General features: G+C 52.2%; 25 protein-coding genes. 14 read left to right on the top strand and 11 right to left on the bottom strand.

Going from position 1 to position 26,634, the window contains the following annotated elements:
• The 8 genes from glmS to AAC019_RS15455 form a co-directional block, all read left to right on the top strand.
• A partial coding sequence (glmS, locus tag AAC019_RS15420) for a glutamine--fructose-6-phosphate transaminase (isomerizing) (RefSeq protein WP_339900059.1) occupies positions 1–1,593 on the top strand: 1,593 nt, incomplete at its 5' end.
• A 36-nt stretch (positions 1,594–1,629) separates the two neighbouring features.
• On the top strand, positions 1,630–2,925 hold the full coding sequence (locus tag AAC019_RS15425; RefSeq protein WP_339900060.1) for a hypothetical protein: 1,296 nt from the start codon (positions 1,630–1,632) through the stop codon (positions 2,923–2,925).
• Positions 2,926–2,942: 17 nt separating this feature from the next.
• Positions 2,943–3,716, top strand: a complete 774-nt coding sequence (locus tag AAC019_RS15430) for a TlyA family RNA methyltransferase (protein WP_339900062.1) — start codon at positions 2,943–2,945, stop codon at positions 3,714–3,716.
• A gap of 42 nt (positions 3,717–3,758) precedes the next feature.
• Complete coding sequence (locus AAC019_RS15435; RefSeq protein ID WP_339900063.1) at positions 3,759–4,343, top strand: hypothetical protein; 585 nt, start codon at positions 3,759–3,761, stop codon at positions 4,341–4,343.
• A gap of 446 nt (positions 4,344–4,789) precedes the next feature.
• A complete protein-coding gene (locus AAC019_RS15440) occupies positions 4,790–6,325 on the top strand; it encodes a methyl-accepting chemotaxis protein (RefSeq protein ID WP_339900064.1) in 1,536 nt (511 codons plus the stop codon).
• A gap of 59 nt (positions 6,326–6,384) precedes the next feature.
• Entirely contained in the window at positions 6,385–6,675 is a 291-nt protein-coding gene (locus AAC019_RS15445) for a hypothetical protein (RefSeq protein ID WP_339900066.1), read from the top strand.
• Positions 6,676–6,876: 201 nt separating this feature from the next.
• Entirely contained in the window at positions 6,877–7,650 is a 774-nt protein-coding gene (locus AAC019_RS15450) for a CPBP family intramembrane glutamic endopeptidase (protein ID WP_339900067.1), read from the top strand.
• Positions 7,651–7,750: 100 nt separating this feature from the next.
• Positions 7,751–9,208, top strand: a complete 1,458-nt coding sequence (locus tag AAC019_RS15455; RefSeq protein ID WP_339900068.1) for a catalase — start codon at positions 7,751–7,753, stop codon at positions 9,206–9,208.
• Between the two features lie 54 nt (positions 9,209–9,262).
• On the opposite strand, the gene AAC019_RS15460 is transcribed toward AAC019_RS15455, so the two are convergent.
• The gene (locus AAC019_RS15460; RefSeq protein ID WP_339900070.1) at positions 9,263–10,126 is read right to left on the bottom strand and encodes a LytTR family DNA-binding domain-containing protein; all 864 of its coding nucleotides are present in this window, start codon (positions 10,124–10,126) and stop codon (positions 9,263–9,265) included.
• A gap of 198 nt (positions 10,127–10,324) precedes the next feature.
• Between AAC019_RS15460 and AAC019_RS15465 the strand changes: the two genes are divergently transcribed.
• Positions 10,325–11,581, top strand: a complete 1,257-nt coding sequence (locus tag AAC019_RS15465; RefSeq protein WP_339900071.1) for an acyltransferase — start codon at positions 10,325–10,327, stop codon at positions 11,579–11,581.
• On the opposite strand, the gene AAC019_RS15470 is transcribed toward AAC019_RS15465, so the two are convergent.
• The 7 genes from AAC019_RS15470 to AAC019_RS15500 all read right to left on the bottom strand — a co-directional run bounded on the left by AAC019_RS15470 (position 11,550) and on the right by AAC019_RS15500 (position 15,398).
• Entirely contained in the window at positions 11,550–11,945 is a 396-nt protein-coding gene (locus tag AAC019_RS15470) for a hypothetical protein (protein ID WP_339900073.1), read from the bottom strand. The genes AAC019_RS15465 and AAC019_RS15470 overlap by 32 nt on opposite strands.
• Before the next feature lie 46 nt (positions 11,946–11,991).
• Positions 11,992–12,483, bottom strand: a complete 492-nt coding sequence (locus tag AAC019_RS15475; protein ID WP_339900074.1) for a hypothetical protein — start codon at positions 12,481–12,483, stop codon at positions 11,992–11,994.
• Between the two features lie 122 nt (positions 12,484–12,605).
• On the bottom strand, positions 12,606–13,385 hold the full coding sequence (locus AAC019_RS15480; protein WP_339900075.1) for a polysaccharide deacetylase family protein: 780 nt from the start codon (positions 13,383–13,385) through the stop codon (positions 12,606–12,608).
• A gap of 40 nt (positions 13,386–13,425) precedes the next feature.
• Complete coding sequence (locus AAC019_RS15485) at positions 13,426–13,740, bottom strand: YkgJ family cysteine cluster protein (RefSeq protein ID WP_339900076.1); 315 nt, start codon at positions 13,738–13,740, stop codon at positions 13,426–13,428.
• 131 nt (positions 13,741–13,871) lie between these two features.
• Positions 13,872–14,291, bottom strand: a complete 420-nt coding sequence (locus AAC019_RS15490; protein ID WP_339900077.1) for a DUF4168 domain-containing protein — start codon at positions 14,289–14,291, stop codon at positions 13,872–13,874.
• Between the two features lie 226 nt (positions 14,292–14,517).
• On the bottom strand, positions 14,518–14,967 hold the full coding sequence (locus AAC019_RS15495; protein ID WP_339900079.1) for a hypothetical protein: 450 nt from the start codon (positions 14,965–14,967) through the stop codon (positions 14,518–14,520).
• 47 nt (positions 14,968–15,014) lie between these two features.
• Entirely contained in the window at positions 15,015–15,398 is a 384-nt protein-coding gene (locus tag AAC019_RS15500) for a hypothetical protein (protein ID WP_339900080.1), read from the bottom strand.
• A 372-nt stretch (positions 15,399–15,770) separates the two neighbouring features.
• On the opposite strand from AAC019_RS15500, the gene AAC019_RS15505 reads away from it, so the two are divergent.
• The 3 genes from AAC019_RS15505 (at position 15,771) to AAC019_RS15515 (ending at position 18,411) form a co-directional block, all read left to right on the top strand.
• On the top strand, positions 15,771–17,372 hold the full coding sequence (locus tag AAC019_RS15505; protein WP_339900082.1) for a cellulose binding domain-containing protein: 1,602 nt from the start codon (positions 15,771–15,773) through the stop codon (positions 17,370–17,372).
• A 400-nt stretch (positions 17,373–17,772) separates the two neighbouring features.
• A complete protein-coding gene (locus AAC019_RS15510) occupies positions 17,773–17,928 on the top strand; it encodes a hypothetical protein (protein WP_339900084.1) in 156 nt (51 codons plus the stop codon).
• Between the two features lie 66 nt (positions 17,929–17,994).
• Positions 17,995–18,411 carry a hypothetical protein gene (locus AAC019_RS15515; RefSeq protein ID WP_339900086.1) on the top strand — a complete coding sequence of 139 codons (417 nt, stop codon included), beginning with the start codon at positions 17,995–17,997 and terminating at the stop codon, positions 18,409–18,411.
• Positions 18,412–18,567: 156 nt separating this feature from the next.
• Here AAC019_RS15515 and AAC019_RS15520 read toward each other — a convergent pair whose 3' ends face one another.
• Positions 18,568–21,345: a pitrilysin family protein gene (locus AAC019_RS15520; protein ID WP_339900087.1), complete on the bottom strand. Its 2,778-nt coding sequence runs from the start codon at positions 21,343–21,345 to the stop codon at positions 18,568–18,570.
• A 486-nt stretch (positions 21,346–21,831) separates the two neighbouring features.
• Here AAC019_RS15520 and AAC019_RS15525 point away from each other — a divergent pair, with 486 nt between their 5' ends.
• Positions 21,832–23,466, top strand: coding sequence for an insecticidal delta-endotoxin Cry8Ea1 family protein (locus AAC019_RS15525; protein ID WP_339900089.1), 1,635 nt, complete (start codon positions 21,832–21,834; stop codon positions 23,464–23,466).
• A gap of 266 nt (positions 23,467–23,732) precedes the next feature.
• Here AAC019_RS15525 and AAC019_RS15530 read toward each other — a convergent pair whose 3' ends face one another.
• The gene (locus AAC019_RS15530; RefSeq protein WP_339900090.1) at positions 23,733–24,614 is read right to left on the bottom strand and encodes an NmrA/HSCARG family protein; all 882 of its coding nucleotides are present in this window, start codon (positions 24,612–24,614) and stop codon (positions 23,733–23,735) included.
• A gap of 117 nt (positions 24,615–24,731) precedes the next feature.
• Here AAC019_RS15530 and AAC019_RS15535 point away from each other — a divergent pair, with 117 nt between their 5' ends.
• Entirely contained in the window at positions 24,732–25,628 is an 897-nt protein-coding gene (locus tag AAC019_RS15535) for a LysR family transcriptional regulator (protein WP_339900091.1), read from the top strand.
• A gap of 53 nt (positions 25,629–25,681) precedes the next feature.
• On the opposite strand, the gene AAC019_RS15540 is transcribed toward AAC019_RS15535, so the two are convergent.
• Complete coding sequence (locus tag AAC019_RS15540; RefSeq protein WP_339900093.1) at positions 25,682–26,134, bottom strand: hypothetical protein; 453 nt, start codon at positions 26,132–26,134, stop codon at positions 25,682–25,684.
• Positions 26,135–26,634 lie beyond the last annotated feature (500 nt).

Raw genomic sequence — 26,634 nt, forward strand, 5'->3', positions numbered from 1 at the left:
CCCAGCGAGCGCAACGCCCACCCGCATATCAGCCACGATGAAATTGCCGTGGTGCATAACGGTATTATCGAAAACCACGAGCAACTGCGCACCGAGCTGCAACAGGCCGGTTACATTTTCGAGTCCGATACCGACACAGAAGTAATTGTGCACCTGATTCACGCCTGTCTAAAAGAAACCAGCTCATTGATGGCGGCGGTTAAAAAAGCGGTGGCGCAATTGCGCGGCGCCTATGGCACTGTGGTAATTGATAGTCGCCAACCGGACCGGATGGTGGTGGCCCGTTCCGGCAGCCCCCTGGTGATTGGCCTGGGTATTGGCGAAAACTTTGTCGCCTCGGACTCGTTAGCGCTATTGCCGGTTACCCGCCAGTTTATTTACCTGGAAGAAGGCGATGTGGCTGAAATTACCCGCACCGAGGTGGTGATAGAAGACGCCAGCGGCAAGCGGGTAGATCGCCCGGCACAAGAGTCCAGCGCCAGTTACGATGCCGGTAATAAAGGCGAGTATCGCCACTTTATGCTCAAAGAAATTTACGATCAGCCTCAGGCAGTGCGCAACGCGCTGGAGTCTCGCCTAGCGGACGATCACGTGCTGGAGCAATCGTTTGGCGCACAGGCATCCGAGATTTTTGCTCAGGTAAAGCACGTTCAGATAGTCGCCTGTGGTACCAGTTATCACTCGGCGATGGTGGCGCGCTACTGGATGGAGTCTCTGGCCGGTATTGCCTGCTCGGTCGAGATTGCCTCCGAGTATCGCTACCGCAAGCCCATCGTGCCCGAGGGCAGTTTACTGGTCACTATTTCGCAGTCAGGGGAAACCGCCGATACCCTAGCCGCGCTGCGTATGGCGCGGCACAGTGGTTATTTAGCAACTCTGGCCATTTGCAATGTGGGCGCCTCGTCGCTGGTGCGCGAGTCGGATCTGGCCTTTATGACCCGCGCCGGGGTAGAGATTGGCGTTGCCTCAACCAAGGCCTTTACCACGCAATTGGTGGGCCTGGCGCTGTTGGTGCTCTCGATTGGCCAGCATCAAAACCTAAACGCACTCTTGCTAGAAGAAATGATTGCCGCCTTAAAGTCGCTCCCCGATCAGCTTGAGCAGACTTTACTGTTGGCGGGCGAGATCGAAACGCTCGCACAAGATTTTGCCGACAAACAACACACCTTGTTTTTAGGCCGTGGCGACCAATACCCGATTGCGATGGAGGGGGCGCTTAAGCTTAAAGAGATCTCGTACATCCACGCCGAGGCTTACGCCGCCGGCGAGTTAAAGCACGGCCCACTGGCACTGATTGATGAAGATATGCCCATCGTAGTGGTCGCCCCCAATAACGAGCTGCTGGAAAAACTTAAGTCCAACGTCGAAGAGGTGCGCGCCCGGGGCGGCTTGCTGTACGTATTTGCCGACAGGGATGCCCGGTTTATCTCCGACAGCAGTATGCGGGTTATTAACCTGCCCCATACCCACCCGTGGATGGCGCCGATTGTGTATACCCTGCCCTTGCAGTTATTATCCTATTACGTCGCCATTATCAAAGGCACGGATGTCGATCAGCCACGTAATTTGGCCAAATCCGTTACGGTAGAATAGCGCGGCACAGCACAATAAATTCGCTAAGGAGCAAGGATGAAGAAGTTCTTAATAGGGATACCGGCCGCGCTGCTCGTATTTGTGGTGGGCAGTAAGCTGTATTACAGCTATCAGTTGGATAAAAACGTCGATCAGCTCTCAAGCCAACTGCAAATGTTTGGGGTCGAGTTCGACTATAAAAATGCCGAAGTTACCTTTGGCGGCGAGATTAAAGTCGAAGGCATTTTTCTGCAGCACCCCGCCAGCTACCTGTCGGTAAGTGTCGATAAAGTCGCAATTGTCACCGGCAGCATTTTTGCAGTGCACGATGTACTCAACGATCTTCAGCATCAGTTTTTGCCCGCTAAGCTTGGGCTGGTGTTTGAAGGGGTGCGGCTGCCTATATCGTTTATCAGTGATAATTCGGCCAATCCGCTCGATTTACCCACCATTGCCACGCCTACCTGTGGCGATGGTAATGCCATTGCCAGTAATGAGTGGATTAACGTCGGCTATAGCCATATTGATTTAAACTCGGCCAGGCTTAACTACGATGTGATTGGTGGCGGGCAACAGGTAAATATTCAGTTCTCACAGGATGTAACTGACATGTACCGCTCGGAGATAAATGCCGAGGTCTCACTTGGCGCCGCCTCACGCTCGATGCCGGCCATCGTCTCTGCCGCGTCACAGGCCACCCTGTTAAATTTTAGTGTCGACTATAAAGATTTAGGGCTAAATCATAAGGTTTTATCTTACTGCGAAACCGAGACGCAGCAGCAAGCCGCGCAATTACTGGCGGGGCAGCTGCAGGATTGGCAAGATGCCTGGCGCCTGCAGGGCTTAGAAATTGGCCCCCAGACCCTAGAGTTGTACCAGCGCTTTTTGCAGAACTCAGATACATTTTCTCTTGAGGCCGACGCCAATGGCTCGGTTAGCGCCGCCAATGTAGATGCCGAAAGGCCCTTTGCGCTGTTTGGCGATTTCACGCTAACCGCAAAGGTAAATAGCCAGGCGCCGGTCGAGCTGGATATCAACAAGCTTCCCAGTGATCAGGCTGGCAGCTGGAAGACGCGCTATATTGCCTCTAAAACACCGGTCGATGAAAAAGACATCGAGATTAATTTGCACCGCGACAAAAAAGTGTATGTGGCGGTCGATAACCTGGCAAACCACACCCACAAAGATCTTTATATCGAAACCGTTAGTGGTAAAACCATCAGCGGCCAGGTGATTTCGTTAGGGGAAGAGAAAATTCAGTTTCAGATCAACCACGGCGGTGGTTACGTGATTCGGCCAGTCGAGTATCCGGAGATCAGCGGCGTCTATTTTATAACCAAGAGTAAACAGTAACAGGATATATACGCCCTATGGCTAGGCTTGACCAAGAGCTGGTAACGCAAAACCTGGTTGCTACCCGCTCGCTCGCACAACAGCTTATTAAAGCCGGCAATGTCGAAGTCTACCTAAATGGTCAGTGGGTGGCTCACACTAAACCAAGCTTTCAGTGTGGGCCGGGGCAACCGTTGCGTTTGCTCGCCAGTGATGCAACCCGGTATGTGTCGCGCGGCGGCTTAAAGCTCGCCGGCGCGCTCAACTACTGTGGTTTGTCGGTTACTGGCGCGACGGCGCTGGATGTTGGCCAGTCTACCGGTGGTTTTAGCGATTGTTTACTTCAGGCGGGCGTGGCTAAGGTGGTGGGCATTGATGTCGGGCGCGATCAGCTAGCCGATGCCATAAAGCAAAACCCTCGGGTGGTGTACTACGAGGGTATTAACGCCCGCCAATTGCCCATCGGTGAGTTGCAGCAGCAAGCCCCCGGTGGTTTTGATTTGATCGTAATGGACGTCTCGTTTATCTCACAAGCGCTAATCGTGCCCGGTTTAGTGCCACTGTTAAGGCCCGGCGGACAGTTCGTTTGCCTGGTAAAGCCCCAGTTTGAAGTAGGCAAAAGCGGTATTGGCAAAAAGGGTATTGTTCGCGACGCCGCGCTATACCTTGAGGTTAAACAGCAAATTACCGCGTTGTACCAGTCGCTTGGCTGTGCAGTGCACGATTACTTCGATAGCCCCATTACCGGCGGCGATGGCAATCGCGAATTTTTTATCTGGGCCGAGACGCCACACCCAGCCAAGGTTTTGTAAGTGTAAAGTAACCCCCGCTACCGACAACTATAGGATGTCTCCATGACCCGGTTTAACGTCACCCTAGCGCACAGCATAAAGTCGCGCCTACTCACATCCGTCACGCTGGCGCTCACCCTGCTGGCGACGCTAGCCTGTACCACCACCGAGCCGGTCACCCCGCGCTACACCAGCTCGTTGGTAAGTGTGCGCGAACCGGGGTTTGAGTTTTTACCGGGCGAGAGCTACAACTGGCTGGGTGAGATTGAAGTACTGGCCGATACCGGGCACAGTATTAAAGAATCTACCATCAAGCATCTTCGCGATACTCTGGAGCGTGACCTAACTGCGAGCGGCCACCCCAAAGTCAGTAGCGGCGCCGACTATTTACTGGCGGCCACTATTATTGTGGGCAACTCAGTTAGCGAGTCGGAGTTAATAGAGCGCTACGATATCTCGCCCTCTCTGATGCAACAGGCCGACTATGAGGCCGGTACCCTGGTGCTGCGGGTGATTAACCCCGCCAGTTTGCGCACCGAGTGGCGCGCGGCGATGGAGTTGTTTACCGACCCCAACGAGACCGATGCCGAGCGTATCGCCAAAGTCGATAAAGCGATCGATGCCTTTATTCGCCAGCTCGGACACTAAATAAGCCTCCCGGGCGGTGTCATTCGCCAAGGTCACGGGTAACCGTGGCCGACGGGGTGCCCGTTAACCCGGGCGCTACCATCTTACCCTCCGGCGGAGCCGCCAATCGTTACCGGTCAGCCGGTGGCGGGTCTGCATCCGTTAACCACGCTATTTGCTGCCCCCCCCAATGATTCACCGCATTAATCATATTTAATATAAAGATTACGCGAGATTGGCCGATGACGTCTTACGGCCATGGAGTTTGGCATCACCTGTCAGGGCTCCCCAGCGGGATATAGACGAAACCAAGAGATGGCGACATTTTTATAACAAATTACTTGATCGATTGCTTTGATCGCACTCGGAATTTGTAAGTTGGCGCATTATACTGCATTTGTGTTGGTGCCGGATGGGCGCGCCCGATTAAAAATAGAGTCAATAACGCATAGCCAGTCGAGGGCATCGTGAAAAATTTATCGCTTAAATGGAAGATCCTGCTCAGTGTCACACTGACCTGTATCGCCGCCGTACTCGTGACTACGTTTGTCACCGTCCGCTCCGGTATCAGCACCGTAGAAGACACCATCATCAATGACACGCGCACCCTTGCTCAGGTGCTTGGGGAGGCCAGCATCGGCGCCATCACTTTTGATGATGACATGACCGTAGGCGCCTCGTTAGTCGCCCTTAACGTAAGCCCACGGGTACTGGGTGCGGTAGTGTATGCCAACGGCGAGCCCTTTGCGTGGTACTCCCGCGCCGACAAAGGCAAAATGCCAGCCGGGCTACCCTCGCGCCCCAATGCCGATGGCGTGGTTGAAGCGGAAAACGCCCTCATCATTACCGAGACCATTAAATCCGACGGAGCTAAGGTCGGCATGATCTCTTTTCAGGTCGATCTGGCCGAGCTTGATGCCGTTGTGTCCAGCTCCATCAAAGACGCCATTTGGCTGGTGATCGTTATTAGCGCCATCGCCGCAGGCCTTGCTTATCTGGTGCAGGCCGGCGTTGTTAAACCGGTTAATAATGTGGTGCGCGCGCTGCGCGATATCTCGGAAGGTGAGGGCGATTTAACCCGCCGCCTGCCCGTTGAAGGCACCGATGAGATCAGCGAACTGGCCGCGTGCTTTAACCGCTTTGTCGAGCGCCTGCAAAACATTATTGGCAACGTGGCCGAAACCGCCGCCGAGGTGGATGAAAGCGCCAATATCCTGTCGCAACTATCGCAAGAGAACGAGCGCTCGATTACCTCGCAGCAATCGGATATCCAGCAGATTGTTACGGCCATTAAAGAGATGTCCAGCGTAGTGGCCGATGTCACCCAGCGCGTGGCCGAAACCGCCGACAACTCTTTGCAAGCCGATAAAGTCGCCATGGGCGGTAAAGAGATCGTGCACGACACCATGAGCCAAATTCAGAACCTGTCGACCGATATTAAAACCGCCTCTGAGGTGATTGATCGTCTGCGTCAGGAAACCGTAGCCATCGGCACCGTGCTGGATGTGATTCGCGGCATTGCCGAGCAAACCAACCTGCTCGCGCTTAACGCCGCGATCGAGGCCGCTCGCGCCGGTGAACAAGGTCGCGGGTTTGCGGTAGTGGCCGATGAAGTACGCACCCTGGCCTCGCGCACGCAAAGCTCTACCACCGAAATTCAAGAAATGATCGAACGCCTGCAAACCGGCTCGGCCAAAGCGGTAGAGATGATGACCGCCGGCACCAGCCAGGCCAATGCCTCGGTAAGCCGGGCTAACGAGGCCACCGACTCACTGGAAGACATCACCAAATACGTCGGCGAAATTCGCGATCGCACCAATCAGATTGCCGCCGCCTCCGAGCAACAAAGCGCCGCCACCCAACAGATCGAGGTCAACATCGACAGCGTATCGGGTGTGGCCATTAGCACCGCCGAAAGCTCCAGCCGTATTACGGCTAACAGCGCTAATCTGGCGCAAATGGCCAAACAAATGTCCGAGCTGGTCGGTCGTTTTAAAATTTAATGAGGTGCCCGGCTTACCGGGTGCCGTTATGTTAGAAAATTGTAAAAGAGATCAGAACCATGAAAAAACTTTTACTGAGCAGTTCGTTAGTTGCACTTTTAACCCTGTCGGGCTACAGCCAGGCGTGCAGTGAGCCTGCCAAACCTGCCGCCTTCCCTGATCCGGCCACGGCGGTTACCGCGCAAATGGTAAAAGCCAATAACGAGGTTAAAGCTTACGTTAAGGCGATGGAGGAATATCTGGGTTGTTCGGGTATGTCTCGCAGCGATCAGAAAGATGCGGTGAAAAGCCTGGAAGAGTACGCCGAAAGCTTTAACAAGTTGATTCGCGAATTTAAAGCGCGCGGTTAACCATACCATTTTACCTGCCCGTTGCAGCAACGGATTTGCTGCAACATCAGCCTCCCACGGCCGTCTGTTTAACGTTATCTTGATTTTCTTAAGCCGTCCTTTAACGAGTTTTCCGGCCCTCCTCTGCTATAATTATTAGTTGTATTCGCCGACTTACCCTTACTACGCTGTAAACCATTTGCCACTAAGGACTGTACCGCAATGCAAACTGCCGAATCGGACCCCACCCAGGTAAAACAGCAAACATCACGACTTGCCGCTCGCGATTATCCTTTTTATAACAATAAGCCAGTGGCAATTTCGGCTCGCGGTTGGGCATTGGTATTGGTGCTAGTGGCGCTAGGTTTTGCGGGGCTTACGAGCTCTTTACCTTTTTACGGCGACATTAGCTCGCAAATAGTGCCGCCACTGTTGTTTGTGTTGTTGTCGCTTATCGGTTTGGCGTTGGTGGCCGGCAGCCACTGGCGTGCACTGTTTTTTAAGGTAACCTTAAAAGATGTGGGCTGGATGGTGTTGATTGCGCTGGCTAATTTAGCGGTTACCTTAGTAGTAGCCTTGCTAGTGCAAAACTTTTTAGCCGTAAAGCCCAATGCCGCCATTGAGATGCTGCTAGCTATGGACAGCCCCCACCGGGCTATGTTTTTTATTAAAACCATTCCCCAGTTAATGGGCGAAGAGTTGATCACCATACTGCCCTTTTTGGCGATTGTGCAATTATGTACCAGGGTACTGCACTGGAAACTGCTGCCCGCTGTAACGCTTGCGTGGTTACTTACCGCCATAATGTTTGGCATGCTGCACTTACCCACCTACCAGTGGAACTGGCTGCAGTGCATTATCATTATTGGCAGTGCCCGTTTGGTACTGACACTGGCGTATATCAAAACCAAAAACCTATGGACATCATTTGGCGCCCACGTCATTAATGACTGGGCGCTGTTTTCGGCGGTCATACTGGGGGCAACTCAGGCGTAACCGCCCAAGCTCTGCCGCCGCCAAAACATGCTTATTAAAGGGTTGGAACAAATTATGCTGCTTTAGTACGACTTAAACCGTGCTAGCAAGGAGCCCAATCATGAGCGACCCCAATAAACCCAAACCCACCACTAACGATGCGGGCATCGCCGTATCCAGCGATGAGCACTCACTTACCATCGGGCCCAATGGCCCCATAGCTTTGCAAGATCACTACCTGATCGAGCAGATGGCTAATTTTAATCGCGAGCGTATCCCCGAGCGACAACCACACGCTAAAGGCAGTGGTGCCTTTGGCTACTTTCAGGTTACAAACGATGTAAGCAAGTTTACAAAAGCTAGCGTATTTCAGCCTGGGGCCAAAACCGACACCTTGGCCCGGTTCTCGACCGTCGCCGGTGAGCGCGGCAGCCCCGATACCTGGCGCGACCCCCGTGGCTTTGCCCTAAAATTTTATACCGATGAAGGCAACTACGATTTAGTAGGCAACAACACCCCGGTATTTTTTATTCGCGACCCGATGAAGTTTCAGCATTTTATTCGCTCGCAAAAGCGCCGCGCCGACACCAACCTGCGCGACCACGATATGCAGTGGGATTTTTGGACCTTGTCGCCCGAGTCGGCCCACCAGGTCACCTGGCTGATGGGGGATCGGGGTATTCCCAAATCCTGGCGCCACATGAACGGCTACTCTAGCCACACGTATTTATGGGTTAACGCTCAGGGCGAAAAGTTTTGGGTTAAGTACCACTTTAAAACCGATCAGGGTATCGACTTCCTCACCCAGGAGGAGGCCGACAAAATGGCCGGCAGCGATGGTGACTACCACACCCGGGATCTGTATCAGGCCATCGAGCGCGGCGATCATCCTAGCTGGACCATGATGGTTCAGGTAATGCCTTTTTCCGAGGGTGAAACCTACCGCATTAACCCCTTTGATTTAACCAAAGTGTGGCCGCACAAAGATTATCCGTTGATTGAGGTGGGTAAGTTCATCCTCAACCGCAACCCAACCGATCATCACACCGAAATCGAGCAAGCCGCCTTTGAGCCCAACAGTTTGGTGCCGGGCATTGGTATTAGCCCCGATAAAATGCTGATGGCCCGGATCTTCTCGTACGCCGATGCGCATCGCCACCGGTTGGGGGTTAACTACAAACAAATACCGGTCAATAGCCCGCGCTCGCCCGTGCACAGCTACAGCAAAGACGGTGCTATGCGCGTGCAAAATGTATCTGACCCGGTGTACGCGCCCAACAGCAAAGGCGGCCCCAGCGCACAACCTGAAGAGTACCCCGCCGAGCAGGCCTGGGGTGGCGAAGGTGACTTGGTACGCCAAGCCTATACCCTGCGCGAAGATGACGACGACTTTAGCCAGCCTCGCACCCTGATCAATGATGTTATGGACGATGCCGCCCGCGAGCGGCTGGTCAATAACGTGGTTGGGCACTTGTTAGATGGCGTGAGTCCGCCGGTGTTAGAGCGCGCATTTGAGTACTGGAAAAACATTGACGCCGATATTGGTAAACGCATAGAGGCGGGGGTAAAAGCCGGCTAACGCATTAGGGTTGTTACGGGGTTTGGAGCGGAGCCAAACCCCTAACCGTGCTTATCAACTTAGGGAAGATCTAAACCCATCCCGATACCGCCGTGATAACACTAAAGATTTACCACTGTGTAAATGTAGGGTGTAATCACCGCTGTCGTTTGGCTGGATGTGGCTGACGCTATTAATATTTACGATGCTGGAGCGATGCACTCGCCGAAATTGCCCGGCGGGTAGCTGTCGCTCAAGTGCTGCCATGGTGGTACGCATAGGGTAAACGCTGTCTCTTACGTGTAAATTGGCATAGTTGCCGGCGGCCTCAATCCAGGCGATATCACTTATCGCAATCAAAAACTCCTTACCTAACTTTTTTACTAACAACCGATCTGGCAAGGGCTCGGACGAGTTCTCGCTTGTGTCCACATAGCTCGCTTCACCTTGTAGGCGGTGCACAATAAATCGGTAACTGCCTGTAACCAGCAAAATAATAACGTAGGTCATGGCATCTTTGCGGTATTCGTACAGAAACTCGTAACCCACCTCACCAAAATGATAATCGTAACCCATTAGTTGATAGGCCAGCTCACGTAACGCCACCATCCCACTCACATGCACCACTGAAAAAACTAATGACAGTAGGATGTGTATTACCAGTTGTGCCGGTAAGTTAAAACGTTGTTGCAGCGTATTGCGAAGGTGCACGATCGGCCAGATGCATAAAAGAATCATCAAGATACTGGATGACTCCCACACCAAAGGCTCCCAAGCTGCTAAAGAGTGGCCAACACGGCGCGCCTCCATGATTTCGTTCGTTGCTAACAGCAGGGTATTTACCAGAGCCCAGCCTAATAAAAGGCTGACGGCCCAGCCGCGTTGGTGCGCAAGAAGGTGTTGTTTGAGTCTTGTCTGCAAAGGCTGAGTGTTATCCACGCAAAGATCCTATGGTTTCGTCCCTGTGTGCTGCCGTTTATCACAGTGCTAAGTAAATCAATCACTTAGCGGTACATATTGGTTTGGGCTCGCAGCACAATAGTTCGACAGTCAACGCGTAGCACTAGAGCTGGAAGGTCCACCGCAAAGGGTATGGCGCCCCGCAATTAGTGTACACGCTTTTTTCAGGGTAAAAACATGAGCACTTTGGATTCTCAGCAACATTGGGCCGAGCGGCGCCGTTATGAGTTAGATTGGCTACGGGTAGTGGCTTTTGCTTTATTGATTTTATATCACGTGGGAATGGCCTACGTAGCTGATTGGGGTTGGCATATTAAAAGTGCTTACCAGAGTGAGGCATTGCAGCCATTGATGCTCTGGTCCAATCAGTGGCGGATGCCGCTGCTGTTTATGATCAGTGGGGCTGCCATATCGTATCAGTTGCATCGCGACAATGGTGTGGGCTTTTTGATGGCAAGTGCGCGAAAATTGCTGTTCCCCCTTACTTTTGGCAGTTTAGTGATTGTTGCGCCCCAGGCGTATGTGCAGTCGAAAATGGCCGGGGCCATACCCGATATGACGTACCTTAGCTTCTGGCGTCATTACCTCGGGTTTCCCTTAGGCTTTGGGGACGCGCTCCCACCCGTGTACTTGCGCTTTGCGGGATCGAACGTAATCTGGAACCACCTCTGGTACCTGCCCTATTTGTTCGTTTATATTGCGGTGATATGGCTGATGTATCCGCTGCTTAAGCTCAAACCCGTGGTGCAGGTCGCTAACACTGTTGCCCGTAAAATGCCGTTAGCAATTTTGCTGATCGGCCCGGTATTGGTATTTTTCGCGCTGGGTGAATGGCTGTGGGAGCGCTTTCCCACCACCCATAAACTGGTGGATGACTGGAGTAATCACGCTCGCTATTTTACCGTGTTTCTGCTGGGGTTTGCGTTGGTGCGTACCACGCGCCTGTGGGAGGCCATTAAAGCGCTTAGATTGGTGTCATTGTTGCTGGCAGCGGGCAGCTTTACCTGTGTTTTGTTTTATCGGCAAGGCGGCGAGCTTGGTCAATATCTGCCATTACTTCAACCAGTTGAGGGCACCGTGCGCGGCGCCGTGTGGTCCGCCAATAGTTGGTTTTGGATTATGGCCGTGGTGGGTTACGCCTGCGCCTACTTAGCCCGACCGTCCCGTGTTATGCAATCGGCAAATCGTGCGGTTTACTGCTATTACATAATGCATCAAAGCTTAATTGTATTGGCTGTTTACTGGCTACACGATTTGCAGTTAGGTCCGGTTGTCGAGCTATTAGCCGTGATAAGCTTTACTGTTATCGGCTGCACGTTAAGTTATCGGCTAATAAAAAACGTGCCTTATGTACGCCAGTGCTTTGGCGTATTTGCGCCTCGGCAAACACAAACGAGTTCGGCTAGGCCGTTTTTCGAACGCGCCAAAAGCTAAGCCATAAAAACGCCACGCTGGCGATAAACAAACCAAAAAACGTTGAGATAATCGCTGCCATCCCAAGGGCGGTGGGGGCCGATGCGACAATCGCCTGCGCGCCTGGCCCTAAATTTTCCAGCGCCTTTAACTCGGTTAAAAAGCCATCGCCCACCTCGCCGTTCACCCTAAAGATATTCATCACAAATAACGTAAAGACAATGTAGAGTGTGGTGACGATACACGTGGTTAACCAGTTTAAATGTTTGGCTCCTAAGTGCGATAACGCAATAAACCCAAAAGATACGCTGGCCCAAAACTGCATCACCTCCCAGGTGCGGTTTAAATACTCACTGGATAGATAAACGATCTCGTACTCTGTCATGGGGCATCCTGCTTTTTATTGTCTATTGATATTGGTAGTGGGTAATTTAGGCAAACAGCGATAACCCAAGCGCCGGTGTGCCACCGGTTTGTACCGTTAAATAAGTGGTTATGCCCGGTGGCAAGCCGGTGCTGTCCAGCCTGTTTGGCGCGGCTTGTTGCCATGCCTCGGCGGCGGCGCGCACGGCGCTTATATCGGTTGATCTCCGCGAATTTGGGTCGCTTAAAGAGTGGTTTTGGTTGCTGCCACTGTGCGAGCCCGCCTGTTGCTTAAACGGCGGTGGCTCTGAGCCTGTCAGGGGTAAAAATTGACCATCCGTTAATATCGTATCGATAAAGTCGCGCGCTTGCGGGCTCGGCTCCGGGCTCTGTGGGTCGCGGTTGTCGTGTTCGGTTATCCGGCTTGGCGCGGGCCGTTCGATACGTTCAATGACCGGCGAAGCGGCCTTAAGTGCTGGTCGTGCCAGGCCCGATGGCGCCGCCTCGTTAAAGGTTTTAACGGGTGCGATAGAGCTAAAAAATGAGGCCGGCTGAATCATCGCATTTTAACGGGTTGGCATAGGGGGTGGGTGATTATAAAACAACCAATTGCCGCTGTCAGCAATTGGTTGTACCGCCCCGGCCGGGCTTGGCAATTAGGTTTTAACGGTAAGCCGGCCGGTTACAGGCCTAGCTGTCCTTTCGCATGGGTCATTATGGTTAGGTAGGTGTCGCTCCAATAGGTATCTTGGTTGTCAGCGAGGTATTTAACCAAAGCTTCGTGGGCTTCGCTCGATACCGCTAGGTGATCGCCGCCGATACCGTGAAAAATGATGTTAATCAGTTGGTGCTGCTGCGCGGCTTGCTGCACGTAGGCGATTAGCTCATCTCCGCTCTGGCCGTTGGGCAGTGCCACCGTGGCAAAGTTATCTGGCAATTGCTCGTCGTCGCCCTTAATGGCAACAAACAAGTCGCGCACCGCTGGAATATAGTTACCGTTGCTGGTTTCTACATCGCCACAGGGCGGGGTAAAGGTGCGCTCGGTTTTGCCGTCAATGGCGTGCAGCACGCTGTTGGTGACGACGATCTCGTCGTGCATCTGCTCCACCACACGTTTGTCCATATCGTTGTAGGGTTTAACCCAATCGTTACCTGGTTTACTGCGTGAGCAGGCGTGATAAATGGTGTGGTTACCCAGCTCGTGCCCCGCTTGGGCCGCCGCCCGCCATTCATCTATGCGCCCGGCAAGCACCGGCGAGGCCACCATCAAATAAAAAGAGCCGCGCACCCCGTAGTTATTAAGCGTGGGTATCGCGTTATCCAACTGGCTGTTTAAGGTGTCATCGTACGATAAACTCACCGCCGCCTTTTGCCCCTGAGGCCAGTGAAAGTCGTTTGCCTGTGTAATACCGGCGCTAATCAGCCCGAGCGATAAGGTCAATATACGAAGCGTTACGGTCATCAAAGTCATCCTTATGGTTTATTGTGTGGGCGGCTTATAGTCATATGCCCTCGCCGCGTTCCGTCAGGCACTCGTAAGAGCCCATTGCAAACTCGCGGCAAATCCACGGGCGGTTTTCGTAAATGGTACACAGCATGGTCTCGCGATCCAGCGCCGAGCACCAGCCATCGTTTAGCCGCCGCATGGTCTCACCGCCCCATTCATCGACGGCGATGTGTCGTTCGGGCACGCCCGTGTCGCTAATCAGCATGACTTCTAGGCGGCAGCAGCAGGCCTTGCAGTTACTGCAACTGATACCTGCTTTGTTCTCGGGGTGCGATTCGGGTATATAAGTGGTGGCAATGGTCGTGGTCATGGCGCAAATACTACGCCTTATAGCCGTAATAATCTTGTGTTTTGCAGGGGGGGCGACTGGGCGCTATAGGGGGCAATAAAGGCAAAAGCAAACCGCGGGCTTTGCCCGCGGTAGTAAGCGCTTAACAGTGCTTAGCTGTCAGAGGCCGTGGTGGTCTCTTCGATCTTCATAGAAATACGCTGGCGCAGCTGCTCACTTTGGTTGGCGGCCAGGGCAATTTGTTTGTACTCGTCCAGGCTTAAACCCGTCTCGGTAATGGCCGAGGTCATCTCTGTTTGAGCTTCCTGTTGCAGCTCTTGCGATTTTTCCGGGTCATCGGTCGAGGCTTGCAACTTGGTGGCGTACTCCTGGTTCAGCGTTTGTACCGCCACATAGGCTTCCACAAAATCGCCCACTTGCTCATCGCTTACATCCATGGCCGGGGCTGTTTGCTCGGGCATAGAGGTGGGCGCTTTAGGCATTTGGGTAGATTCATTCGCGGCCTGTACACCGGTTGTGGCAAGGCCGGCGGCAATAACAACACTTAATAGCGACTGTTTCACAAACTTCATAATAGACTCCTAGCAAGTTAAAATAGACATTAAAAAGGTCTGTAAGTACTAGGGCATGAATCGTGCCGGTTTTGTAAGTGCTTGTTTTCACTCGATTCGATGCGGGTCTATTTACTGGCTTTGCAAAATTTACGCTAGCTTTTCCAGGTGTTTGGTAAATTTTTCGCACGAGATTGTCAGTTCATCGCGATCTTAAAATTTTGCATGATAAAAAATTTGAACCTGTTCACGTTGCCTGATCGAGCTTTCGCCCTAACAGGTAGCGTCTGACCACATAGCCCCACGGTACTGCAATTATGGGTAACAGCACCCACATAAAACCCACGGTAATATCCTCCGCGTCAGAGCCGGCTAATGTGTCAGAGCGCCACAGTGGCAGTGCCACAATCACCAGCCACAAAACCTTGTAAAAAATCTCTAATAACAGTATTGGAATCATCTTTACCGGATGAAACAAACCCAGTAACGATAATGACGAAAACGCCGCCCACACACACCAGGCTACCGCCTCTTCCGGATCCCACGGTCCCGCGTGGTTTAGAATTTCGCCCCGCACCTCCTGACCCAGTACCACCAGCATTAGTCCGTACAAGGCTCGCATCAGATAAATATTAATCGGTCGGACACCGTCGTACTTAACGGTATTACAGGCAAATAAATAGCGTAAAAATTTCATGGGATACCTTCCGTGGGTTAAATGGAATAATCGTAAAGGTTTGCCGGTTACGCTTTATCCAATAGTGCGCAGGCACCGGCATCGGTTAGCTCAGCGCCTGTGTGCAATACCACTTTAAACGCACCGGCGCCTAAGGCCAACTCTTTAAATACCCGCTCTTCTACCTCAGATAAACCGCCCTCTAAATACTCCAGCGGCTGAATAACCACTCGCGGACTCTTTTTAATAATCCCGCGGGGCGTAACTTTTTTCACCAAGCTTTTTAGAGTCGGCTCTGCCGCCGAGAAGCTTCCCACCAACAAGCGCTCAGTAGAGAATGGTTTGGCCGGTCGGGCGCTTTCCCAGCGACCATCGCTGGAAAGGCATTTGGCCTCAAACTGATTCTTTTTTATTTTTATATAAAGGTCTGTGGTAAACAGGTTTTTAATCATTCCGTGATGCCTTAATTGTTTTCTCTTTTAGCTTATTAGGATAATAAAGTCATTTGGATTATACGGTATATTAACCGCATCCGCGCAAAGAGAATGTGGTGATTAGAGTCAAATAAGAACCTACGTATGCTAGACAAAGGTTACAAAATTAGGCACATTACCCCCTCATAGGGTTATCGATAGGAAGCATGGAACCGCTTCAGCTTACCTCGTGTTCTATACCTCCTTACAAGTGCGTACAGTCAGATTTTCGTGCCAGTTAATCGTGTGACTGGGTTATAAGCATTTTCTCATGTCATTTAGTAAGCGGCCGATACTGAAAGTCGTGCTTAAGCCTCCCTATGAGTAAAAATACTCAAAAAGGACTCTACAATGAAAAATATTTTCACCCTTAGCTCGGCTATTGTGGTTGCCAGTGTTGTTGCGCCGGTCAGTGCTCTGGAGGCCGATCAAAAGCAAACGGCTATCGATGCGAGTACCAGCATTAGTTTTTACTCTATAGCGCAATCATTTACGCCATCAGCCAGCGATTTAAAGGCGGTTCGGCTGAATATGCTGGATGCCGGAGGTAATCTACCGGGAGCAGATGTGTACCTGACTCTGCACTCGGAGGATGTCGGCAATCCCGTTATTGCACAAACAGAGCCGCTGTACCTTGAAGACTGTTTTAATTTTTCCGAGGGCCCTGGCTGCAACATGGGTGGGGGAAGCCCAACTGAAGTGACGTTTGAGTTTGTCGAAAGAGTTGAGCTAACAGTCGATCAGCCTTACGTTTTTGCCATCCACTCTGAAGCTAATCCATCCTTTAACGTCGCTTATAGCTATAGCGATTCTTACAGTGATGGCGCTCTGTTTAAAGACGGTATCGAGCAGCCGCAAGATCTGTCTTTTACAACACTTACGAGCGAAGTAACTTCCGGGTCAGAACAGGATTCTATTCTTGTTTCGGCTGACAATACCATCTACCGTTATGCTTATTCCGGCGAGCTTTTAGATACGATTGGGATCCCCGTAACCACTCAGGGGAGTGCGGCGCGGGATATTATTGCGATATCGGAGACAAAAATTGCAGTATTCAACGGTATTTTTACACCGACATTAAGCGTGTTTGACGGTAGCGATTGGCAGCACGCCGAATATGAAGGTTGGTCAATCGCTAATAATGTTTCATACGGTGGTATCGCGGCAACCGAGGATTACATTTTTGTGGGCGATATGAGTACCGGCACCGGTGGCGCAGCACAAGGTATTGTGCGGTTTACCGCCAACTTGGCAGTTGCCGAGCGTTTTTTGCCAGAGTATGAGTTTATCGATTTAACCATGGGTGAAGATGGCCTGCTGTATGGGCTTACCAACACTTATGGTGATTTACTGGTAATTAATCCACAGGATATGTCGATAATATCCAGTCTCGATCTCGGCCATACATCATCGTCTCGTGCGGTTGCCGCTGACGCGGACGGCGTTATTTATCTGGCTGCCTGGAGCGGTGTGTTAAGCAAGTTTGATGCGTCAGGTCAGCTGCTTGACTCAGTTGATACGGGTTCGGCTTTGGGGGATCTGGATATTCAACAGGGCAAGCTGTTGGCCTCCAGTGTTTACAATGACACTGCTCTTCTTTACTCAACGCAGCTTGAACCTATGGGCAGCTACCAGGCGCCGGCGAGCTACCCCTTTGCTGCGTTCAGCTACATGGCACCTGAAGTCCAGGAGCCAGAGCCTATCGTTACATCCGACGTTGCAATTAATTCAGATTGGGGTAGCGGATACTGCGCAAACCTCGTGCTAACCAATACCAGTGCCGAGCCACAAACCTGGAACCTTGAGCTTGAAGTAGAAGGCGTCATCAGCAGTTTATGGGGCGCCAACTGGAGCCAGAGTGGCAGCACACTTGCGGTTAGTGGATTAAATTGGAATGGCACATTGCAGCCTGGGCAATCGAATAATTCGGTGGGGTTTTGCGCTAGTCGTTGATCTGGTCCCTATTCACCTCGATTTACTAAATCGAGGTGAATTTCTACTGCACTTTGCAGAGATAGATTATCAGCCAGAAGCCTGCCGCGTTTTTTATGGTCGAGGCGCTGCAGAATAATCGACTCATTCACCAAGCCCTGCTATTGTTGGTTGCCAATCACCTTCGGCGCAAAAACACGTCGCCAATAACCCGGTGCCCTAGCCTACCGCCGTTACTAAAACCCCAAACGTATATTAATCTTTTCCTCTTGGAATAATACACCTCTCGGCGGTTGCCAATAAAGATCAACCATGGCACGATTTACCTCATAGTGTTAAGGCCTATCGGTTGTAAAACCCGCTTAAAGGATGGCAAGCACGATATCTTTAGATTTAACCAACCTGGAAGGTTTATATAAAAATGAGAATACTCGGTAAGCTCGCTGTTTATATTTTTGCATTTGTGGGGTTTACCGCAATGGCAATGTCAGTTGGTATTTATTATTTTGTAAATTCCCAGTCTGAATCTGCTAACAGCATGGCGCCGCTGCAAGAAAAATACGAACCCGCCCTTTAGCCTCTCGATTCCAATAGCCGTATCATCCCATCACGTAGCGAGAAGATTAACGTCACCAGTGTACTTGTGCGTGAAGAGACCCCCGACCACGCCGTGCTAGAGATATCCTACGATGCGGACGACAGCGCTCAGCTGGACAATGTTTGGATCGGTGCGGAGTTATTCGAGCGCTCGGGTGCCATCATGTATACCGCGTATAAACCGGGTAAGGCCCAGATAGGCATGGGCCGAAGGGCTCTCGTTTGGATTGGTCTTGCCGACATCGCAGAGGAGCCTCTGGTGGTATCCTACCGCTTATTGATTAACTTTTATGAAGCTGGTGGCTCGCCATTTCACGAAGAGCAGTTTGAGTATCAACGCGTGTGGTGCCGGGGCGAATCAGTACTAAGCGATCTGGTGAGAGGCACCTTTACCAAAGAGCGCACTAGCAAATACGCCGTGACCTCACAGAGAACGGTATCCAGACTGTGCTTCAGCGATTAATCCAGAAAGTGCACTTAGTAACACATTACTTAGTTAGTGGGTTAACCCAATAGTGCTTTGTGAAATCCAACGCCTGGCGCCGATGGTTTCTTCTCTGAACCCATTTTTAATTTATCTTCGGGTGCCCGCGCCGGGGAGGCGCGGGCACGTCGAACATTACTGAGCGGTCGCGGCAGGAGGTTGCTCCGCGGCTTTACTCATATCGCCCGCCTTAATGTAAAGCATTTCGTCGGGTGAAAAGTACTGTTTCATTGCCTTCTCGACATCTTTAGCGCTACTGTCGGCCAGCTCTGCTTCGAACTGCTTATGTTGCGCTAGCGTCTCGTTGTAGAACATCAACCTTTGTAGCATCTGTGCAAGCTGTTCGTCATCGGCGCGCTGCACTTTACCGCTTTGCAAAATACCAGAGATGCCGCTTTGCACTTCTTCATCGGTAAAGCCTTTATCCAATACCCTTTGCAGCTCTTCTTTAAAGCCTTGCTCGATGTTATTGAGGTTTTCTGGGCCGCCAATCGCCCAGCCCCAAAACACGGTGCGCGGGGCCATATGGTTGGGCTCAAACGATGAGCCGGCGCCGTAGCTCCAACCCTCCTGCTGACGCAGACGTGTGGCCAAACGGCTATTGATAAAGCCACCGCCAAACAGATAGTTACCCAGTACCAGCTCGGGCATATCCTCGTCGTAGACATCCAGGTTATAGAGATTAACGGCAACGAAAGCGCCGTTTTCTTTATCGGGGGTATCGATGGTTTTGGCCGTTGTATCAATAGGTTGGTAGTCCAGCAAAATAGGCTCAAAATCTTTGCCGGTGTTCCAATCACCAAAGTGTTTTTCTAAAGCGGTAACTACTTGTTCGCGGTCGTAATCCCCCACAATGGTGACCAACATATGGTCGGCACCAAAAAACTCACGGTGATAATCCACCAGTTGCTGGCGCTCTACGTTTTTCAATAGTGCGAGCTGTTCTTCAAAGGTGCGCACGTAGTTTGGGTGGTTTTTACCCACCGGCGATAGCCGTCGGTGGGCGACATTGCTGGCCAGAGCTTGGGGCTGACTTAGGGCCGATTCAATATTAGCCTGGTTTGCTTGCACCAGTTGATCTAGCTCGTTTTGCGGGAAGGTGGGGTTTTTCATGCCCTCGGCAAGAATATCCAGCCCCGCCACCAGGTTGTCGTGGTTGCTGGCCAGCCAAGCCCAGCTGCCGCCCGAGTTAGCGCCGTAACCGCCGTAGGTTTTGATACGGTCAAAGGCATTTTTCATCTGCTCTCGGCTGTATTGCTCAGAGCCGCGACCGAGCATGTCACCGACAAGACCGGCGTAGCGGGCTTTACCCGTTAGGCTTTCTAGGCTGCCGTAGTTAATTTGAATATTAAGCCGCACACCCGCGCCACGGGTTTTCTTACGCAGCGCAGCGACACGAATATTCTTGCCTATGGTAAAAAACTCGGTGCGCGCGGCGATGTTATCGTAGGAGGGATCAAAGGCCTCGCCCATTACAATATCCTCGCGTCCGGTATAGCCCTCAAGCATAGCGTCAATGCTGGCTACTTGTGGCAGCTCCACGCGCTGGGGGTCGTCAGTGGGAATAAAACGCCCCAAGGTGCGATTGTTAAGCTGGATATAGGCACTGGTCACGCGCTGCAGATCCTTAAGGCTGACCGCTTCCACCTGATCGCGATGCAAAAACCGCAGGCGCCAGTCACCATTGGTCAGCCAGTCGCTCAGCTGGATGGCAATTGTCTGGGTATCTTCCATGCTTTTATCAAAGCCATTAAGAATACTGAGCTTGGCGCGCTCCAACTCCTGCTGAGTGATAGGGTTTTGCGCCATAGCTTCAAGCTGTGCCATCAGGGTTTGTTCGGCCGCCGCTAGCGTCTGATCAGCATTTAACACGGCGAACGCCATAAACATGCTTGAGTCGGCTTTAATCTCATTCCAAGCGCCGGCATTTGCAGCAATGCCGGGTTCTATTAACGCTTTATGTAGGCGGCCGCGGGGCTGGTCGGAGAGAATATTGGACAGCACCGTTAAGGCCGCCGAGTCCGGGTGTGCCGCCATCGGCGTGTGATAGCCCAGCATGGCAATTTGGGTATCGCCCACCCGGCGCACGGTGACGCTGCGCTCGCCGTCAGAGGCGGGCTCGCGGGTGTACATCTCGGGCAGCGTGCGCTTGGGTTTGGCAATGCTGCCAAAGTGTTGCGCAATTTTTTTCAGGGTTTTATCGCTATCGATTTTTCCCGCGACAATTAAGGTGGCATTGTCGGGTTGGTAGTAGGTTTTATAGAAGGCGCGCAGTTTTTCGATGGAAACGTTCTCCAGGTCGCTGGGTGCCCCTATCGTGCTGTTGCCGTAGTTGTGCCACAAAAACGCTGCCGAGCGCAGCTTCTGCATAGTGACATTAAAAGGGTTGTTTTCGCCGCGCTGCAGCTCGTTGTAAACCACCGTCATTTCCGATTGCAAATCATCCGCGCTAATAAAGGAGTTGACCATGCGGTCGGCTTCCATCGCCAGCGCCCAGTCCAGGTTGTCTCCGGTGGCACTGAAGGTTTCAAAATAATTAGTGCGATCCAGCCAGGTGGTGCCGTTTGACTGGGCACCGCGCTGGCTCAGCTCGTCGGGAATATTAGGGTGGTTGGTCGAACCCTTAAACAGCAAATGCTCCAGCAGATGCGCCATGCCGGTTTCGCCATAGTTCTCGTGCTTAGAGCCCACATGGTAGGTCACATTAACGGTGATATTTTCCTTCGTGGGGTCCGGAAACAGCAGCACTTGCAGGCCATTATCCAACCGGTATTCGGTAATCCCCTCAACGCTGGAGACCTTTTGTATGGATGTCTGTGCCGCTGCGTCACAGCTGGCCAGTAATAGAATGCTAATAAGGGTGAACAAAAAGATAAACACCGGTCGGATGCCGGCAATACGGGAGGGTCCCATGGTTTCTCTCCTTAGATATCGTTATTAGATTTCCAAACTTGCGGCGCCAGTATATGGGGTTGTGGCTATTGTGACCACCAGCTTCGGTATCGAGCATCGTTGCGTCATCATGTGGTGGCTGAATGATTGATGAAACCCACTCATCAGTGAATAAGGGGCTGTCGCCATCGTGATGATTTTTGTGTCATAAGTTTCTCTGACCTCGCTTATCCTTATTTTGATGTCTTTCGAGAGGTGTAACACCGTGTAATGGTGCCCAGTTTAGCTTTGCTTTAGTGTCGCTGATTGTCCAGCTTTGAGGTGCCTGACGTTTTACATGCAGCCCGAAAGAGTGGTGCTATCCCCAACCACTCTGAAGCGGTGAGCGTAGATTGACTCTCTAAGCTTCTTCGTTCTAGCCCTAAGTAAAGAGCATAGAATGTTTGTATTGAGGATGTTTTTAATCCTATTACTCGGGAATAGCGACCTACATTAAACGGATAACTTATGAAAAATAATCTTTTTACCTTTGTAAACAATACTACATCGTCAGGTTTCTTTTGGATTTTCACTGAGAACGATAGCTTATACGGCGATGCGCTGAATGGCTTAAAAGGCTACATGGCTCCTGGTAAGACCGTGCGGATAGAAATCGACAGAAGCAAAATTAAGATCGGGCTTCGTTTAGACGGGGGTTGGTCGAAGTGGATTGTGGAGCCGGCTTTAGTCGACACAAATCGTGATGTTGAGTTTAGTAAGTCGGAAAAAGTTGCGTATACGTCCTTGCCGTGGGCAGGTGCCTCCGAATCCCATGTGGTCACCATGATGACCGACCCAAAGGTGAACAACGCAGCCAGAAGCGTCGTGATTGCGGCGCTCGGTAAGATTCCGTCTGTTGGCGGTGCACTGGGCGGGTTGATTGGCATGATCTGGGAAGAAGTCGAGCCCGATGTCGCGAAAATGATAGACGATGCCGCCGAGCGTATGCGCGACTGGGTTCGGGGGGAGTTGGCAAATTACGACAAAGAAAAACTCAAAGCGGAGTTGTCCGGGTTTGAAGAGGTCCTTCTCACTTACAACTCAATGCAGAGCCCCGAGTCGCGGCTGCGTTATTTTGAAAATTGCATCAGTTTGTTTGATCAGCGTCGCGGAGCCCTGTTGGCGAGCAATTATCGGGTCGGCTCCTTGGCGCTTATTACGGATTTCGCGTTACTGAATATTATACTGGTCCGCGAGGCCGTAATGTTCCCTGACGATATTGGTATTGCAGAAGCAGACCGGCCTGTTTATGCCAAAAATCTAACCAAGATAATTAAAGACTATCAGGATTACATTTTGACCACTGCGCTGCCTGCCGATAGGGCTGCACGAGACTCTGCTATACAGGTGGTTGAAGGCGAGCGTGATTTATTTGGCAATGGGCGAAGTAATTTTGTTCGAGATGAAACCTCACGGCAGATTTTGCGTTTTAGTGATTTCTACACCGGGCGTTCATCCAATAACAGTATTCTCAACGCCCGTCTCTATCGCCTCCAGGCTTTAAATCGGTTTGAAACTGCCACTCATATCGGTGTAGAGCAGCCAACACGGATGTGGTCAACGCTAGACCCATCGTCAGGCGTTACTCAACCAATCAAGATGAATGAGGTGAACTGGGTTGGGCCTAGCACGGGGTTGATATTTCAAAACGGTAACGAGCACGGCGCGATGGATCATCAAATGTACAAAGGCGTTGAGGCTGACTCCTCCATCCGCCAGGTGATCGTTCGCCACGGCACCGAGATCGATTACCTTGGTTTTGTTTTTGACAACGGTAAGCGTCTAGGTTTTGGTGACCTAAAGGGTGGCAAGCAGACTACCATTGATATTCCGAACGGAGTTTGGGTATCGCGTATTGAGACCTTTTGGGATTGGGAACTGATGGCCGTTAATATCGAGCTAAGCGACGGTACAAAAAGTGGAAAGCTCGGAGACTCAAACCGTAATTCACGCTGGACGCAAGTTGCTGTGTTGCCCGGGCATCAAGTGTGTGGTTTAAAGGTGGAGGGCAAGCCCGCTCCTTATAAAAGCCACGGGCACGCCATTAGTTTTGCCTTCCGGCCTGCTCCTGACTTTTACGAGCCGAAAGACCTGAACCTTTAATACGGCTGCAGGTACCAACAGGTTTAATCTTATACCTGTGTCGATATTTTAAGGGGCCGTTGTGCCCCTGTTTTATCAGTACCGGAGAAAGTCGTTAAAGAAAATAACGGTCGTCGGTGTCCTGATCCCTACCATAAAAGCACACACTCGACGTGGCGAGATAAGTTTCATCTGACCCCAATTATCCTTACTTAAAGGCATTTTCCTTGTGTGACATGTAAGGCCTGGTGCCGATGAACGAGCCCAGCAGGACTGGGCCGCTACGCTTAAGATTGAGTAGTTAAACCAATCCGGCACATTTCGGTAAATTCGCGATAACTGTGTAATGGGCGCCCCAGGATATCGGTAAGGCGTTTAACATCACCGGCCGCCGGAATCATCCCGTGGCTGACGTAGCGCTCGGCCATCAGGCGCATTTCATAGGCCGTCCATTTTGGCATAAGCGCCTGCATGTTCTGCTCGAACTGGCTTGGGTCATCACCGCCGTAGGTCACCGGGCGTCCCAAGGTATCCGACCAGAGGGCCGCTATGTCCTGCCCGGTGAGTGTGTCGGGGCCGACGAGGTTAAGGGTTTCAATCGGCCGTTTGCCCGGTGCTTGATCGCGGCGGATAAGTTCCAGCGCGGCCACCTCTGCAATATCGCGCACGTCGATCATGGCAACGCCCTTTGCGCCAATGGGCATGGGGTAAACGCCGTACTCCAGGATCACGTCTTTGATCATGTGCTCGTTATCTAAAAAATACGCCGGGCGCAGGATGGTAGCGCTAAAGCCCATTTGCTCGAGCATACGTTCGGCGCCGTACTTTACCGCAAAGTGAGGCACGTTTACCGCTTTATCGGCATCGAACACCGATAGGTAGACCACTCGCTCAACCCCTGCCTCGCGAGCAATGTTCAGGGTGATAAGAGCCTGGGTGAATTCATCCCCCGTAACAGCATTCAGCAGAAACAGGCTGCTCACTCCCTTGAACGCATTGCGCAGTGAGTCGATGTCGAGCAAATCGCTTTTTACTACCTCCACGTGATTGGGAAACGCTGCCTTAGCAGGGTCGCGGGTTAACACGCGCACCTCAGCGCCGCGAGAGATGAGTTGGTTTACGACGTGTTGGCCAACGCGGCCAGTGGCACCGGTTACGAGAATAGTCATGGGTAATACTCCTGATAAAAGTTGGGTTGTTGTCTGTTGACGACACCCACTTTATTTGTTTCAAATTGATACTGATAGATGATAGATTTAGACGCACTGTCTCGCAGGTGAAACACCATGGATCTACTCGCTATTGCCGATTTCAATCTGGTTGCCAAATACGGCGGATACGGCCGGGCGGCACGGTCAACCGGTCGCTCAAAGGCCACCTTGTCCCGTCGGGTAGCCGAGCTGGAAAGCCGCCTTAACCTCAGGCTTGTCGAGCGCGGCGCTCGCACGCTCACACTGACTGAAGAGGGCAAAGCCCTGTACGAGCGCAGCCGGGTATTGCTGACCGACCTGGATGAAACCGTGAGCGCCATTGCGAGCGGCGCGGCAAAACCCGCCGGTAGGTTGCGCATCAGTGCCCCACTGCTGTTTAGTCAGGTCGCGATGGGGAAGTTGGCCGCCGAGTTTGCCGTCAAATACCCCGAGGTGCAGCTAGAGGTCACCGCCGACGACCGCGCTGTGGATATGGTTGATGAAGGCTACGATTTGGTGATTCGGGTAAACCCCGACACCGATGAAAACCTATACGGGCGAACTTTTTTGCGCGACCGACTTGTGGTGGTAGCCAGCCCCAACTTAAAACGCCCGAGCGACGATCAGCCGGCCCCAGCCGTAATGCGCAGTACCCGTCAGCCGCCACCGCAATTTTGGGATGTAACCACCGCTGGCGAGCCAATGCGCCTTGGGGTAAGCCCGGCTGTTCAGTTATCGTCGATGATTATGGTGCGCGATGCCGTGCGAGCTGGCGCCGGCGCCGGAATGTTGCCTATTTCACTGGTCAGCCACGATCTCGCTACCGGCCGCCTCGTTAGCTGGGGCGACGCCGGCGGCCCCGACATTGCACTCTGGGCCCTTTACCCCTCGCGCCGGCTACTCAATGCCCGTGTGTCAGCGTTTTTAGCGTTTCTAAAAGTCGTGTTCCCCACCGGAGCGCCAGAAGAGCTAGCCGCTTATATAAACGCCTAGCCCGCCCTGGCCTCGCGCGGGGCGCTAAGCAATATAGTGCGTCAGGCCTACCACTAAAAACTGCGTGTCACTGGCATGGGCACCACAACCCCTTGGCCGCCATACGCCAAAGGGTAGCCCCCGTGCCGGGATGCAAACGCCTTGGCCTCTTGCAGCGATGAAAACCAATGGTTGGGGTAGCCCGCATAGCGCAACGCCAGGTTGTACTGCTCCGCCCGCTCAGAGGGTAACGCTTCAAGCGCCCTGCGGCACTCAGCCCAACTTATATAGCCCGCCTCAAGCGCTAGCAACTGCAACGTATGTTTGCGTTGCACTAAATCCTGCCGCCGGCGCAGCTGGGGTAAGGTCACATCGGTAAATACCCGCTGGGCTAGCAAACGCCGCAAAACCGGCAAACAGTCAGCAAGGTCGCCAGAGCATGCCGCGCGCTGCAGCCTTTTGGCCTCACGCAAAAACGACTCGACAACCGCAGGGGAAGAACCAGGGGAATGGGATGGTGTATGCATATCGCCTCCAATACAGTGACCTACTCGCTATCGGCCAGAGATGATATGCAAGCAAAGCTTGCCAGATTATAGATACGATTGGTGAATCACTTTCGCGAGGCGGGCGCCCAACAAGCCCAGCGCTAATTATCCTGTGCCCTGTAAAGCCTGTCAACGCCGGGTATCCGGCCAAAACCAACCAGCCCACAAGCTTGCCAACACCGCTTAACGGTGGCACGATAAGCCACATAGCGCGTGAGGTTTATCGCCTGTAAAGGTCGCCTGCCAAGATGACAAGCTACGATGAATTAAGATTTAGCCAGTTAGGAAGGTGAGATAATAAAAGGTTCAGTCCGGGATTTAGCGCAGAAATTCTTCCACGTCTCCGTCCAGTTAGTTAGGTCACTCGCGAAATAATTAACCGATCAATGATCGGGTTAGTATACTGATTTTGTGAAATGTAAGGCCTCGTATATTGACCATGCCGATGATAGTCAGGATGATACCCCTGATGCAGCGGC

It is taken from the genome of uncultured Gilvimarinus sp. (genome assembly GCF_963975215.1).
GTDB lineage: Bacteria > Pseudomonadota > Gammaproteobacteria > Pseudomonadales > Cellvibrionaceae > Gilvimarinus.